This window comes from Geovibrio sp. ADMFC3 (assembly GCF_054687035.1).
The window spans coordinates 2662525-2676641 of record NZ_BAAFZG010000002.1 but is presented as its reverse complement, the minus strand read 5'-3'; the positions used below and the strand labels follow the sequence as shown (position 1 = coordinate 2676641).

10 protein-coding genes are annotated in these 14117 nt (G+C 46.1%); all 10 read right to left on the bottom strand.

Features of this window, described 5'->3' with window-relative positions; genetic code table 11:
* Positions 1–33: 33 nt before the first annotated feature.
* Positions 34–651 (bottom strand): 4Fe-4S dicluster domain-containing protein, encoded by a 618-nt coding sequence (locus ACYRYY_RS13045; protein WP_460216032.1) that lies wholly within the window; start codon positions 649–651, stop codon positions 34–36.
* A gap of 13 nt (positions 652–664) precedes the next feature.
* Positions 665–3565, bottom strand: a complete 2901-nt coding sequence (locus ACYRYY_RS13040; protein WP_460216031.1) for a molybdopterin-dependent oxidoreductase — start codon at positions 3563–3565, stop codon at positions 665–667.
* Between the two features lie 13 nt (positions 3566–3578).
* The gene (locus ACYRYY_RS13035) at positions 3579–4043 is read right to left on the bottom strand and encodes a hypothetical protein (protein WP_460216030.1); all 465 of its coding nucleotides are present in this window, start codon (positions 4041–4043) and stop codon (positions 3579–3581) included.
* 11 nt (positions 4044–4054) lie between these two features.
* A complete protein-coding gene (locus ACYRYY_RS13030) occupies positions 4055–5491 on the bottom strand; it encodes a hypothetical protein (RefSeq protein WP_460216029.1) in 1437 nt (478 codons plus the stop codon).
* Positions 5492–5708: 217 nt separating this feature from the next.
* A complete protein-coding gene (locus ACYRYY_RS13025; RefSeq protein ID WP_460216028.1) occupies positions 5709–6329 on the bottom strand; it encodes a 4Fe-4S dicluster domain-containing protein in 621 nt (206 codons plus the stop codon).
* 13 nt (positions 6330–6342) lie between these two features.
* Positions 6343–9204 carry a molybdopterin-dependent oxidoreductase gene (locus tag ACYRYY_RS13020; protein ID WP_460216027.1) on the bottom strand — a complete coding sequence of 954 codons (2862 nt, stop codon included), beginning with the start codon at positions 9202–9204 and terminating at the stop codon, positions 6343–6345.
* A gap of 13 nt (positions 9205–9217) precedes the next feature.
* On the bottom strand, positions 9218–9682 hold the full coding sequence (locus ACYRYY_RS13015) for a hypothetical protein (protein ID WP_460215815.1): 465 nt from the start codon (positions 9680–9682) through the stop codon (positions 9218–9220).
* An 11-nt stretch (positions 9683–9693) separates the two neighbouring features.
* Positions 9694–11130 carry a hypothetical protein gene (locus ACYRYY_RS13010; RefSeq protein WP_460216026.1) on the bottom strand — a complete coding sequence of 479 codons (1437 nt, stop codon included), beginning with the start codon at positions 11128–11130 and terminating at the stop codon, positions 9694–9696.
* Between the two features lie 158 nt (positions 11131–11288).
* On the bottom strand, positions 11289–12947 hold the full coding sequence (locus tag ACYRYY_RS13005) for a LuxR C-terminal-related transcriptional regulator (protein ID WP_460216025.1): 1659 nt from the start codon (positions 12945–12947) through the stop codon (positions 11289–11291).
* A gap of 198 nt (positions 12948–13145) precedes the next feature.
* Positions 13146–14033, bottom strand: a complete 888-nt coding sequence (locus tag ACYRYY_RS13000) for a LysR substrate-binding domain-containing protein (RefSeq protein ID WP_460216024.1) — start codon at positions 14031–14033, stop codon at positions 13146–13148.
* Positions 14034–14117 lie beyond the last annotated feature (84 nt).

Here is a 14117-nt window from a genome sequence, read left to right as displayed (position 1 = left end):
GTAAGGGGGCGGTATCCTTGGTTGTTACGGCTCCTAATTCTTCGGTTTAAAGAAGATGGAGGGTACTGTATCTCCTGAAGTAAGAGTATTACCGTTTGAGTCTTTTGATGAATCAGGCATACCTACCGCTGTTCTTACTGCGGTGGGGTATTTTGCACTGATCTCTTCCACTGTGCCGAAGTCAAGCGCTCTCTGGGGGCAGGATGCCACACAAGCAGGCGCAAGACCGTCATCAAGCCTGTCCCAGCAGAAAGTACATTTCTGCACAGGGTGAGCTACCGCCCAGCTTGCTTTCTTAACAGGTTCGGACTCATCGTCTCCGAACTGAGGAGCGCCGTAAGGGCACGCAACAGCGCAGGAACGAATGTTCTGGCATTTGTCACGGTCTACTATGACTATGCCGTCCTCTTTTCTTTTATAAATTGCACCAACGGGGCAAGCTGCTGTACAAGCAGGGTTTGCACAATGGTTGCAGGAAAGCACAAGGTTAAAAACCTTTACATTCGGGAAAGCTCCGCTTTCATTTACGCTGAGTTTTCTCCAGCTTGCTTTGCCGGGTTTAACATCGTTCCAGTCTTTGCATGCTACAACGCAAGCGTGGCAGCCCATGCATCTATTCTGGTCAAAGTAAAATGCCATCTGTTTAGCCATGGTTTAATCCTCCCTACGCCTTCACTATTTTGACTCTGGAATCTGTAGCAGAAGTCATACCTTTGCAAATTCTTGAAGGTCTGGCTGTTACAACTGTGTTAGCGTTACCGCCAACATCGATTCCCTGAGAGTTCTGTTTGCTCCATGCTCCCTGTCCTATACATATAGTATGGGGAGGAACAGTCTGGGAGAAACGAACTGAAGCGTATATTTTACCTCTGTCGTTGCTGATGAGAACTCTGTCACCTGATTCAAGACCGAGTGAAGCAGCATGTGCGGGGTTCATAACAACTGTTTCATATACGTTGTCGTCCCATACGCCGTCTGTCCAGTCACGGTTAGGATCAAGGAAAGCAGCATTACCATCAATATCCTGTTTGTACTGTTCGTTCAGATAAGCAACGTTGTTCAGAGTTGAGTGTGATCTGTACATAAGGTGCCATGTGTGCAGGGTAAAGGGGTATGTAGTCCTTATTCCCAGCGGGTCATCATGTGCAAGCTCATCATTGGGGTTAGTTGCATCTATTGCGTGTCTTCCCTCAATTGTGGGTATGTACATACCGATGGGGTAAACAAATCTTCTTGCAGTTGAATCACCATGCTGTGCAGAGTAGATTGTTCCGCCGTTGTAAAGAGTTGTCTGACCGCCTGCATCGGAAGTAACAGTATCAACGTTGTCGTGGTAGCGTGCTTCGTAGTCTTCCATAAGGTTCATGCAGTACGCTTCGATTTTACCTGTGGGGGTAAGAAGTGCGTTGGCAAGCACAGGGTTTTCAATGAATGCTTTATGTTTGATAAAGTAATCATCTTCTGTGTAAGTAGTATGGAGAGAAGCCACGCCTTTTTCGCACCATTCGTCATAGCTCATGCCGTAAGTTGCTGTAAGGTTGCCAGATTCCCATCCGTCTCTGAGACGGGCTTCCATGCCTTCCTGACCTGAAGCATATCCGTCAAGATATTCTGCGCCTTTACCGAAGGCTGTTGCAATACCTTCAAAGATTTCGTATTCACTGATAACTTCGCCGGGAGCATCAACAAGCTTATTGATCTTGATAGCAACTTCGCCTGTACCCCACGCATTAACCGCACCGGGTTTCTCGCCTATCATACTAGCGGGAAGAACGTAGTCAGCTATTGCAGCTGAGGGAGTAAGGAAATGGTCGCAGTTTACGAGAAGCTCTGCTTTGCTTCTGTCTTTCCAGATAGCCATGTTGTAGTTAACATCGCCGGACTGGTTAACCATAATGTTACCGCCCGTAGCAAATACCGCTTTGTAGGGAACAGTAACGTGGTTTACCTGACCGTCGTTCCATTTAGACTTGCGTCCGGGATAAGCAGCGTTTTCAACTGCATCAGGAATTACGAACACGGGGAGGTTCTTTCTCTGTACTGCGTGTACATAAGTAAGGGGAGAAGTAACTCTCGTTGCATCGTAGATATCAGGTTCCTGATTAACAGGGTTTGTTACGCCTCTTGACATCTGAACGTTGGGAAGAGAAGCAGATTTGTTGTTAGCATTTCTTCCTGAAGAACATCCTCTTGCGCCGATGTTTTTAGTCATTACAGAAAGAACACGGTTAAGCCATATAGCCTGCTCGCCTTCTGTATGCCTCTGGTATCCGCCGCCGATCCATGTTGTAACCTTGTTATCAAGGTACATATCAGCAAGGTCACGGATTGTCTGAGCGGGAACGCCGCATATTTTTTCTGCCCATTCGGGAGTTTTTGCTCTCTGTCCCCAGATGCTTACTGTTTTACCGTACAGTGGGTCATCATCGTTTACTTCATAACCGATGGTATCAGGATAGATAGAAGTGCCGTTGTTGTGTCCTGCTGTTACAAGGTCGTTTTCATCACCAAGGATAAATGCAGAGAGTGATCCGCCGTCAGGTATAGCATATCTTGCAACATCAACATCGGAACGGAGAAGGCTCTGTCCGTTGTCGAAAAGACCGTACATACGCGCATTGATCCAGGGAATGTCAAGATCAGCAATACGATCGGTGAGCAGGTGGTAGATCATACCGGAAAGAAGCGCTGCATCTGTTCCGGGCAGAAGGTTGATGTATGTGTCAGCAGAGGTTGCGGTTGCTTTGGAGTATCTGGAATCGACAGAGATAATTTCCTTGCCGAGTTCCTTAATCTGCTGAAGATACCAGCCTGTGTTTGTTCCGAAAACTGTTTCGTTGGGGTTAAAGCTCCAAAGAACAAGTTTATCGGCAAATTTTGCATCCTGACGTCCGTTGCCCAAAGGAGTACCTTCGTTTGCTCCTTCCATGAACTTAGCCATATGCTCAAGCGAAGGGAAGCTGTAGTTGGTGTAGTAGTATGAATAGCCGCCGTTAAGCATAAGCATTCTGTGCAGAGAGTTTCTTGACCAGCCGGTAGAATCGCCTGAAGAGTAGATTGAGTGGAATGCAGCTGCGCCGTACTGAGCTTTGATGCTCTGCATTTTCTGAGCAATTTCAGTAAACGCCTGTTCCCATGAGATTCTTACGAATCCGTTTATGTCGCCTCTTTCGCCTGTTTGTTTAAGAGGGTAAAGGAGACGGTCATTACGGTAGAACCACTGTTTTCTTGAACGGCAGCGTACACATGAACGATATTCAGGGTCGTCACCATTACTGATGCCTTTGTCGCCTCTTTCATCAGTTGTAATTCTTTTTACAACGCCGTCTTTAACGTAATATTTGCTCACACAGCGTCCGCCGCAGTTGTGAGGGGTAGCGCCCATGATTACAGTTTCAGTTATCGACGGTGCGGAGGGACGGTTTTCTTCGTCCTCTTCCATGTATGTTTTTCCGCCGCTGCCTGAACCGCCGCAGCCGTAAACTGCTGCTGTCGCACCTACTGCGCTAACTCCCTTAAGGAAATCACGGCGGGTTACCTGATTAAGTTTATCTTTAAGACTCATATTATCCTCCTTACTAGTATGCGTTGGGCGCATGCGCCGTTTTGTGGCATACAAAGCATGTGTTGTCCTGCACGGGGTAATGGCAGTTGTTGCAGTGTCTGTTGAGGCTCGCTCCCGAACCGCCCCAGCCGGGTCTGTGGCTCGAAGGGGGAGTTACGCTGTGACACTCTATACAGCTGTCTTCCTTATGGCAGGTCGTACATGAGCTTCTGTCCCATCTCGCCTCAAGTCCGTGACCTTTCTTAGTCCACGAAGGCGTATGGTTTCTCGGAGATACCTCCTGATGACACTGGATACAGCTCACCTGATCTGTATGGCATTCAAGGCATTCCTGCTTGTTTACCTTGCTCGCTGAACCGTGTCTGTCTATCCATGACATGTCATGGCTGGAGGGTTTATTGGATTCCACGGCAAAGGCATACATCGCTATAAGCAGCATACCCATTACCATAGAGAGTACAGTTATCTTCGCTTTCATAAATCTCCTCCCTAGAAAATAATGTTAGCCCACAGCTCTGCCGTGTAGTTCTTGTCAAGGCTGGAATCAACATCATCATAGAACTCTGTGTCTTCCATGCTCAAGTCAGCCATAAGGCTCAAGTACTGCACAGGCTGATACTGTCCGCCGACATAGTAGCTTCTTACGGAGTCCTTCCTCTTGTCGTTTACGTAGTCATACTCGTAACGGTTAAAGGAGGTTCCTGCCCATACATCCATAGTGCGTCCTACTTTCTGGCTTATCTGAACACCGTACTGAAGACGCTCGTTGTCGTCTGAGTCCGCTGTGTTCTTGATGTCCCAGTAGTCTACACTGAACGATATGTAAGTGTTCTCTGAGGGGAGTCCGAAAATGTCGAATTTACCTTTGATTCTCGAATAATCACGGTTGTCGAAGTTCTCTTTACCGCCCACTGCCTTAGCCTCATAAGCCAGACCCGCTGCGAAGTTCTGAAGGAATGACTGATAAACTGCAGCTTCATACTTGTTGTACTTGCTTGCAGCAAGAAGAGTGTTCGTCAGAGGGTTCACTACGTAAGAGTTATCGTAGTCAACCTCGTCAAGAAGACCTTCATACTTCAGGGTGACGATAGTGCCTGTGGCTGCGACTTCATACACGCCTTCGGCGTTCACTGTGGCTGCATCATTCAGAAGCGTGTACTCAAGAACAACATTACCGTTAGGGATAGCCTGATCAACTCTCAGCTTAGTGTAGTCGTCTTCTATGTCTGTTACATCAAGACGGACATACTCGGCGCCTATCTTAGTTGTTTCCATCACCTTTACATTGATTCCGCCACCGAAAACAGTGTCGTCATCAATATCGTAATAGTAGCTTACGGGCTTGCCTCCGAAGGCATAGACCTCAACCATATCACCGAGTTTCACTGAAGCATCTGCTCCGTCAAGCTGGAAGGTGTTCTGGTGGGAAAGATAGAAGCGTCCTACGTTGAGGACTGTGTTCTTGATTACGCCGTCGAACTGAGCATAACCGTGGTAAAGTCTCGGAGCCCAGTCATCGTAGCCAAGCTGGGTATCAAGAGCGTCACGGTGATAATAGTAATAATCATCGCCCCAGCTCTTCTTGTGGTCTCCGTCAATGTCATCAGCGAATCTTGCGAAAGCGGCAAATCTTACCGTACCGTCTCCAAGCTTAACTGAATCTGTGTGGACTCTCAGATACTGATAAAAGTCCTGATCGTCTGCGTAGTCGTTTGTACGCAGTCTGTAGCGTGACGTCAGCGTAAGGTAGACCTTAGTGTCATCTGTAAGACCTATACCTTCATAGCTCTCCTTAAACTGTCCGGGAGAGACCTGCTGCGTCCAGCTGTCCGGCGTGTTTGACGCGCCGTTCTCAAATGCCTGTGCCCCAACTGCAATGAAAAGCAGCAGACACGCAAGCATAGAACTAACCGACAGGTAGCGCATACTTCCTCCTTGTAGAAATAAACTAAACACCCGCAAGTGAATGTTGATACTAATCTAGCGATTAAAAGAACTTAATGTGACCATGAAAAAGCGGGTAAAAAAACGGGTAGGGATCGGGTATGCACTACCCTATCGAAGATAAAAAATGGATAAAATACCTCTTGCGTAAAACGAGGGTAAAAAAAGTCGTTCCGGCATGCCGGAACGACTGAAAAAGTTAGAAATTTTTAGGTTTAAAAAATATTGAGGGAACAGTTTCGCCGGAAGCGAGTACATTACCGTTGGAATCCCTTGATGAATCGGGCATACCTACTGCTGTTCTCACTGCACTGGGATATTTGGCGCTGATTTCCTCTACTGTGCCGAAGTCAAGCGCTCTGCACGGGCAGGCAGCCACACATGAAGGCGCAAGACCGTCATCAAGCCTGTCCCAGCAGAAAGTACATTTCTGCACAGGGTGAGCTACTGCCCAGCTTGCTTTCTTAACAGGTTCGGACTCATCGTCTCCGAACTGAGGAGCGCCGTAAGGGCACGCTACAGCGCAGGAACGGATGTTCTGGCATTTGTCACGGTCTACTATAACTATGCCGTCCTCTTTTCTCTTATAAATTGCACCCACGGGGCAAGCTGCCGTACAAGCAGGGTTTGCGCAATGGTTGCAGGAAAGCACAAGGTTGAAAACTTTAGTGTTCGGAAATGAACCTGATTCAACTGTGCTGAGTCTTCTCCAGCGTGCCTGACCGGGTTTAACATCGTTCCAGTCTTTGCAGGCAACTGTGCAGGCGTTGCAGCCCATACATCTGTTCTGATCAAAGTAAAATGCCATCTGTTTAGCCATGATAAAATCCTCCCTACGCCTTCTCAATTCTGACGCGGCAGTCGTTAGCCAGCGTCATACCCTGACAAATTCTCGAAGGTCTGGTGTGCATAAGAGTGTTGGCGCAGCCACCCACATCGATATCACCGACTTTGTGCTGCCAGCTTCCCTGACCTATGAATATTATTTTGTCAGGCACTCTTTCAGAAACGATTACTGATGCGTATATAGAGCCTCTTCCGTTGCTTATTTTTACTCTGTTGCCGGTCTGGAGACCTTTGCTCTGAGCAAGAAGGGGGTTAATCCATACACTTTCGTAAACTCCGTCTTCCCATGTTGTTACAGCACCGTTGCCGTCTGCTGCTCTTGATTCGGGAAGGAAAGCAGGGTTTCCGTTTCTGTCGAACTTGTAAAGCTCATTAAGGTAAGCTACAGAGTTCAGCGTAGAGTGTGATCTGTACATTATGTGCCATGTATGCAGTGAGCAGTCCAGACCGCCGTCTTCAAGACCAAGGGGATCGGGATGGCTGCCGTCTGCGTGTCTGCCTTCTGTTGTGGGTATATACATGGGAATCGGGTAAACGAATCTCATGCTGTCTGTTCCCAACGGATTTTTAGCATCAATGATGGTTCCGGAGTTTTCAAGGGTGCCGAACGAGTCGTAGTTACTGTAGTGGCGAGCCTGATAGTCTTCCATCATTCTGAGGCAATATGCCTCGAATTTTCCTGAAGGAGTTGAAAGCGGGTTAGCAGCGGGATCACTGTAGAATCCGTCATACTGAATAACCATACGTACCGGTCCTTTCAGTATGCCTTTTTCTTTAAATTCTGCCCATGTTATGGGATATGTTCCGTTGTTATATCTGTCGTCCCAGCCTTTTTTAACCCTGTCTTCTTCTGTTCCTTCAAAGCCTCCGAGATATTCAGCTTCTCTTCCGAGAGCAGCAGCTATACCTGTGCAGATTTCAAACTCACTCTTCACTTCGCCCGGTTTTTCAAGAACCTGGTTGATCAGAACAACTTCTTCACTAAACCAGCCGGTTGATGTTCCGGGTTTTTCCATCTGCATTGTAGCGGGAAGAACATAATCACTCATAACTGCTGATGTAGTCATGAAATGATCAGCGGTAACAATCAACTCGCATTTGTTTTTATCAGCAAGGATCTGCCTTGTAAGGTTAAGGTCTCCCGACTGGTTGCAGAGGATGTTACCTGCAAAGTTAAATATACACTTGATACCTGTTCTGAGGTTTTTGATCTGTCCGTCGTTCCAGCGAGACTGACCTGTTCCGCCGTATTCGATGGCGTCAAGCCACATAAATACAGGAATACTTGATTTGTTGGTCTTGGCGCCTACAGAGGAAACAGTAAGTTCTGTCTCATCATACAATGCGCTGGCAAGGGTCGTGGGTCTTGTGGGACCAATAGGTGTTACGCCTGCTCCCATGTAGTTTCCGGGTCCGCCGATCTGCGAACTCCATGGCTGCATACCGTAGCTGCATCCTGACTGACCGAAGTTTTCAGTAACAGCGGAAAGGATACGGAGAATCCACACGATCTGCTCTGATTCTGTGTTTCTCTGGAAGCCTGAACCGTTCCAGATAGTACATTTTTTATCAAGAAGAGTATCAGCAAGCTCTTTAATCTTCGCAACAGGGATGCCTGTTATTGCTGATGCCCATTCAGGGGTCTTGGGAGTCTGACCGTAGATGCGAGTTCTCTTTCCGAACAGAGGATCTGTTGCGTTAACGTTGTATCCTATAGTGTCGGGATAGATTGACGTTTCAAGGTTGTCACCTGTTGTGTCAATGAGATATCTTTCAGTACCGAGGATGTATGCTGAAAGCGATGCACCCGCAGGCACGCCGTATTCACCTGCTGCAACTGAAGCGTGGTATGAAGTCGCAGCGGGATCATCAAAGAATCCGTGAACATGAGCCTTTATAAAAGGTATATCAAGGTCAGCGTATCTTTCAGTAAGAAGATAGTAGAGCATACCAAGAACAAGAGCCGTGTCTGTACATGGAGCAAGAGTTACCATATCGTCAGCAAGAGTGCCCGCAGTCATAGAGATACGGGTATCTATTGCTGTCATAGGAATGCCTCTTTCTTTAGCCTGAAGCAGATACCAGCCTGACTGTGTTCCCCAGATAGCTTCCATACCGTTGTAGCTCCAGAGGAAAACATGTTCAGCATTAACAACATCACCTCTAGCGTTTCCAAGAGGAATGTAGCCCTGTGCTTCAACGAATGTAGCAACGTGGTCAAGAGCAGGCCAGCTATAGTCGTTTCTGTAACCAAGAGAGCTTCCGTACATGCCGAAAAGCCTGCTTACAGAGCCTGATGACCATCCAGTAGAATCTGCTGAAGCGTATATTCTGTGAAGTGATTCGGGACCTTTGGTGGGATCCATAGCTATATCATGAAGCTTTTGGCCTATTTCCTGAAACGCCTGTTCCCATGAAATTCTTACGAATCCATTGACATCGCCTCTCGCTCCTGTCTGTTTCAGAGGATAAAGAAGACGGTCTTTACGGTAGAACCACTGTTTTCTTGAACGGCAGCGAACACATGAGCGTCTCTGAGGATCGTTTGCTGTTGTGCCGAGAGCATTTGTCTCTTCACTTTCATCAGTAACTATTCTTTTGATAGCTCCGTCTTTCATGTAATATTTACTTACACAACGTCCGCCGCAGTTATGGGGGGTCGAACTCATGATTGTGGTTTCTGTAATGGAAGGGGGTGTCGGACGGTTTTCCTCGTCTTCTTCCATATATGTTTTTCCGCCGTCACCGGAGCCGCCGCAGCCGTAAACTGCTGCTGTCGCACCTACTGCGCTCACTCCCTTAAGGAAATCACGGCGGGTTACCTGATTAAGTTTATCTTTAAGACTCATATTATCCTCCTTACTAGTATGCATTAGGCGCGTGCGCCGTTTTGTGGCATACAAAGCATGTGTTGTCCTGCACTGGGTAGTGGCAGTTGTTACAGTGTCTCTGAAGGCCAGCTCCCGAACCGCCCCAGCCGGGTCTGTGGTCCGCAGGTGGGGTTACGCTGTGACACTCTATACAGCTGTCTTCCTTATGGCAGGTCGTACATGAACTTCTGTCCCATCTCGCCTCAAGTCCGTGACCTTTCTTTGTCCACGAAGGCGTATGGTTTCTCGGAGATACCTCCTGATGACACTGGATACAGCTCACCTGATCTGTATGGCATTCAAGGCATTCCTGCTTGTTTACCTTACTCGCTGAACCGTGTCTGTTCATCCAGGACATGTCATGGCTGGAGGGTTTATTGGATTCCACGGCAAAGGCATACATCGCTATAAGCAGCATACCCATTACCATAGAGAGTACAGTTATCTTCGCTTTCATAAATCTCCTCCCTAGAAAATAATGTTAGCCCACAGCTCTGCCGTGTAGTTCTTGTCAAGGCTGGAATCAACATCATCATAAAACTCTGTGTCTTCCATGCTCAAGTCAGCCATAAGGCTTAAGTACTGCACAGGCTGATACTGTCCGCCGACATAGTAGCTTCTCACGGAGTCCTTCCGCTTGTCGTTTACGTAGTCATACTCGTAACGGTTGAAGGAGGTTCCTGCCCAGACATCCATAGTGCGTCCTACTTTCTGGCTTATCTGAACACCGTACTGAAGACGCTCGTTGTCGTCTGAGTCCGCTGTGTTCTTGATGTCCCAGTAGTCTACACTGAACGATATGTAAGTGTTCTCTGAAGGGAGTCCGAAAATGTCGAATTTACCTTTGATTCTCGAATAATCACGGTTGTCGAAGTTCTCTTTACCGCCCACTGCCTTAGCCTCATAGGCGAGACCCGCTGCGAAGTTCTGAAGAAATGACTGATAAACTGCCGCTTCATACTTGTTGTACTTGCTTGCAGCAAGAAGCGTGTTCGTCAGAGGGTTCACTACGTAAGAGTTCTCATAGTCAACCTCATCAAGAAGACCTTCATACTTCAGGGTGACGATGGTGCCTGTGGCTGCTACTTCATACACGCCTTCGGCGTTCACTGTGGCTGCATCATTCAGAAGCGTGTACTCAAGAACAACATTACCGTTAGGGATAGCCTGATCAACTCTCAGCTTAGTGTAGTCGTCTTCTATGTCTGTTACATCAAGACGGACATACTCGGCACCTATCTTAGTTGTTTCCATCACCTTTACATTGATTCCGCCGCCGAAAACAGTGTCGTCATCAATATCGTAATAGTAGCTTACGGGCTTGCCTCCGAAGGCATAGACCTCAACCATATCACCGAGTTTCACTGAAGCATCTGCTCCGTCAAGCTGGAAGGTGTTCTGGTGGGAAAGATAGAAGCGTCCTACGTTGAGGACTGTGTTCTTGATTACGCCGTCGAACTGGGCGTAGCCGTGGTAAAGTCTCGGAGCCCAGTCATCGTAGCCGAGCTGGGTATCAAGAGCGTCACGGTGATAATAGTAATAATCATCGCCCCAGCTCTTCTTGTGGTCTCCGTCAATGTCATCAGCAAATCTTGCGAAAGCGGCAAATCTTACTGTACCGTCTCCAAGCTTAACTGAATCTGTGTGGACTCTCAGATACTGATAAAAGTCCTGATCGTCTGCGTAGTCGTTTGTACGCAGTCTGTAGCGTGACGTCAGCGTGAGGTAGACCTTAGTGTCATCTGTAAGACCTATACCTTCGTAGCTCTCCTTAAACTGTCCGGGAGAGACCTGCTGCGTCCAGCTGTCCGGCGTGTTTGACGCGCCGTTCTCAAATGCCTGTGCCCCAACTGCAATGAAAAGCAGCAGACACGCAAGCATACAACTAACCGACAGGTAGCGCATACTTCCTCCTATTTTTTTAAATAAGCGCACATTTAGGAGCCATCCAAAATGTTTAGGTTTACTTTACAAGCTAATTAGATTTAAAGGTGCTGTTAATAATCGGGTAAAAAGAGGGTAGGGATCGGGTAGAGTATACCCGATCTAGTTATAAGTAATGATTATTGTTCCGTTGTTGATGAAAGGTTTTTCAGATAGGTATATAGATTTACATCTTTATTATTAATATCAAGTTTTTTTCTGATATTTTTGCGGTGGGTCTGGACTGTATCATGAGTCACAAAAAGCTCATCAGCTATCTGTTTGGTGGTATAGCCGGTGACTATCATCCTGCATATGCGTTCCTCTGTTCGTGACAGCTTGGCAAAAACCTCGCCGGCGTGCCCTTTAGTATTGTCCTTATCCAGCAAGCCGGAAATATTCTCACAGATATCTGCATAAATTATGCTTTTTTCATTTTCATCTTTCTCCCTGCGGAGACGCTCCATAAGAGGCAGAATATGACTCTCCATTTTAAACAGGATCTCTGAGCGGAGGTCTTCATCCTGACCTCGTATACTCTGTATAATATTTTTAAGAGCGATATTCTTTTCCTCAACATGCTTCTTTTCATCCACAAGTTCCCGCTCCATCTCTTTAAGGGGAGATATATCCCTTACAATAAGCGAGTAGTATATTGTTTCGTCCACATCGAACCTGTTCAGAGTAACAAGGGCATGAAACCTTCCGTCTATTCCGGTCATTTCCATTTCTCCGTCCCATGTTTCGGAGTTTTTCAGCTGTCTGATTATACTGAACAGTATCTTCTGGTTGCCTGTAATGAAAAGATCATTAACGCTTGTTATGCAGGATTGGCTGTCTTTTACACCGAACATGCGGCAGGCTTTTTTATTCACTTTTATCAGTTTATTATTTGAGTCAAAAATTATTATTCCGTCACCCGCAGAAGAGAAAACAGATTCAAAGAATTTTTTTGAGCCTTCAAGCTCTTCTATTCTTCTCATCACTTCCTCTTCCAGATAGTGCCTTTCATCAACCATCCCTGTAATATTGTGAAAAATGAACATGTATTCGATTACGCCTGTACTCACACTTCCCAAAGGGATAAGACGCACCGAGAAATACTGTCCGTCCATCACTATTTCATGCTTTACTGCTCCGTATTTCTTAATAAACGAGGGTATGTCTTTTTCATTTATTCCAAGAAACTCTATGACATTATACCCCGCAGGATCTTCCTCGAAGGCATATTTTGCCCTGAAATTTGAGTCTGTTATAATGCCGTTTTCGCCAAAGAAAAGTATGATGCTCCCGTCGGCCTCCATAATCTTTTCATACCTGTTCTGAGCCACAGTGAGCTTTCTGTTGGTCTCCATCAGCATTGTGTTCATGGTTCTGCTGCCGGCGTTCATCCAGTCAGTAATAATTGCGTGTTCCAGTTTATCAGCTTTTTGCCTGAAACATCGCAGAAAGTCCGCAGACGCCTCTTCTCTGGCGACAAAACTGTTTTCAAAACACTCAAAAATAATCTTGAGTGAACCTATAAATGTATTAAGAGTAACCCCTTCTGACCGGAGGCTTGAGGCAGTTTTGAGTATATCTGCGTATACAGGCTCACGATAAGCATTACCAGCCGCAAAAGAGCTTCCGGACGGCATAGGCGAGTCAAAATAGTCCAGCAATTCGCTGATAAGCTTTAAACGCTCCGAAAGCTTTCTTGAGGCAAGTTCAGGATATCCTGCATTATAAAAAGCTTTTTCAAGCTCCTGCATATTTCTTTCCGATTCCGTGAGGATAAAGTCTTTAAAATTAAATTCCATATTAATCGGCACCCTCCATCTATATAATAAAAACGGTTCAATCTCTTTTCGTGTCAACAGATAATAGAAGGACAGATTTTTTTTACAAAAGAAATTGAAAAAAAATCCGAACTAAAATATTATATAAGTGTCAACATAGGAAAGGACAAGCTTTAGCAACTTGTTCTCTCTCCCCTTACATACAAAACAGCCGGGCACTTAATCGGGGTACCCGGCTGTTTTTATGCCCTCTTTTAAACAGTAATCTATAAGAGCCTTCATTGAGGCAGTAAAGTGCTTGTCTTTTCTGAATATAAAGTTGAGATCTCTTGAGAAGTCTGCATTTTTGAAATTAAGGCGCCGGAAAACACCTCTTCCTATTTCTCCGCTGACGGCAAGCTCCGACAGACACCCTATTCCGAGCCCTGCTTCCACTGCCTTTTTTATTGCTTCGGTGTGTCCAAGTTCCATTTTAATTTTAAAACCGATACCGGCTTTCTCCATGGCGGACTCAAAAACCTCTCTGGTTCCTGAACCTTTTTCACGGATGATCCAGACAGGTTTATCCGGCTTATAATTTTCTTCAATAAAACTTACTGGAGCAAAAACGGTAAGTTTGTCTTTGCGCCAAAAAAACTCCGTTATTTCATCTTCATCTACAGGACCCTCGGTAAATCCAAGGTCAAGTTCATGTTCCATAACGCCTTTGGATATGACAGCGGTGTTGCCCACCTCCATTACTATTTCAGTATCGGGAAATTTTTCAGCAAACCCTCCTATTATAAAAGGGAGAAGATAATTCCCTATCGTGGTGCTTGCTCCTATCTTCAGGCGTCCTTTTACTCTGCCGTCACTTCTGAAGTTTTCCACCTCAGCGGCTGCCTCGTAAGCTTTACGTGCAAATGGAAGCAGTTTTTTCCCTGCGTCATTCAGAAAAATTTTTCTGGATGATCTGTCGAAAAGCTTCTCGCTTACAGCCTCTTCAAACTGACTTAAAGCCATACTCACCGCTGACTGAGATATGTTAAGCGCTTCTGCAGCTTTACCGACATGCGAAAAATTGGCTACAGCCAGAAATACTTCAATCTGTCTTAATGTCACATTCATTCACTTTTCCTTATCGATATAATCAAATCATTATATTTTACTTATATTATTTTTTTACTATATTTCAAGAATAATCTAACAGCG

Bases quoted from the DNA above. Each gene is read 5' to 3' on its own strand.
- ACYRYY_RS13045 (WP_460216032.1), bottom strand. From the start codon at position 651: ATGGCTAAACAGATGGCATTTTACTTTGACCAGAATAGATGCATGGGC.
- ACYRYY_RS13040 (WP_460216031.1), bottom strand. From the start codon at position 3,565: ATGAGTCTTAAAGATAAACTTAATCAGGTAACCCGCCGTGATTTCCTT.
- ACYRYY_RS13035 (WP_460216030.1), bottom strand. From the start codon at position 4,043: ATGAAAGCGAAGATAACTGTACTCTCTATGGTAATGGGTATGCTGCTT.
- ACYRYY_RS13030 (WP_460216029.1), bottom strand. From the start codon at position 5,491: ATGCGCTACCTGTCGGTTAGTTCTATGCTTGCGTGTCTGCTGCTTTTC.
- ACYRYY_RS13025 (WP_460216028.1), bottom strand. From the start codon at position 6,329: ATGGCTAAACAGATGGCATTTTACTTTGATCAGAACAGATGTATGGGC.
- ACYRYY_RS13020 (WP_460216027.1), bottom strand. From the start codon at position 9,204: ATGAGTCTTAAAGATAAACTTAATCAGGTAACCCGCCGTGATTTCCTT.
- ACYRYY_RS13015 (WP_460215815.1), bottom strand. From the start codon at position 9,682: ATGAAAGCGAAGATAACTGTACTCTCTATGGTAATGGGTATGCTGCTT.
- ACYRYY_RS13010 (WP_460216026.1), bottom strand. From the start codon at position 11,130: ATGCGCTACCTGTCGGTTAGTTGTATGCTTGCGTGTCTGCTGCTTTTC.
- ACYRYY_RS13005 (WP_460216025.1), bottom strand. From the start codon at position 12,947: ATGGAATTTAATTTTAAAGACTTTATCCTCACGGAATCGGAAAGAAAT.
- ACYRYY_RS13000 (WP_460216024.1), bottom strand. From the start codon at position 14,033: ATGAATGTGACATTAAGACAGATTGAAGTATTTCTGGCTGTAGCCAAT.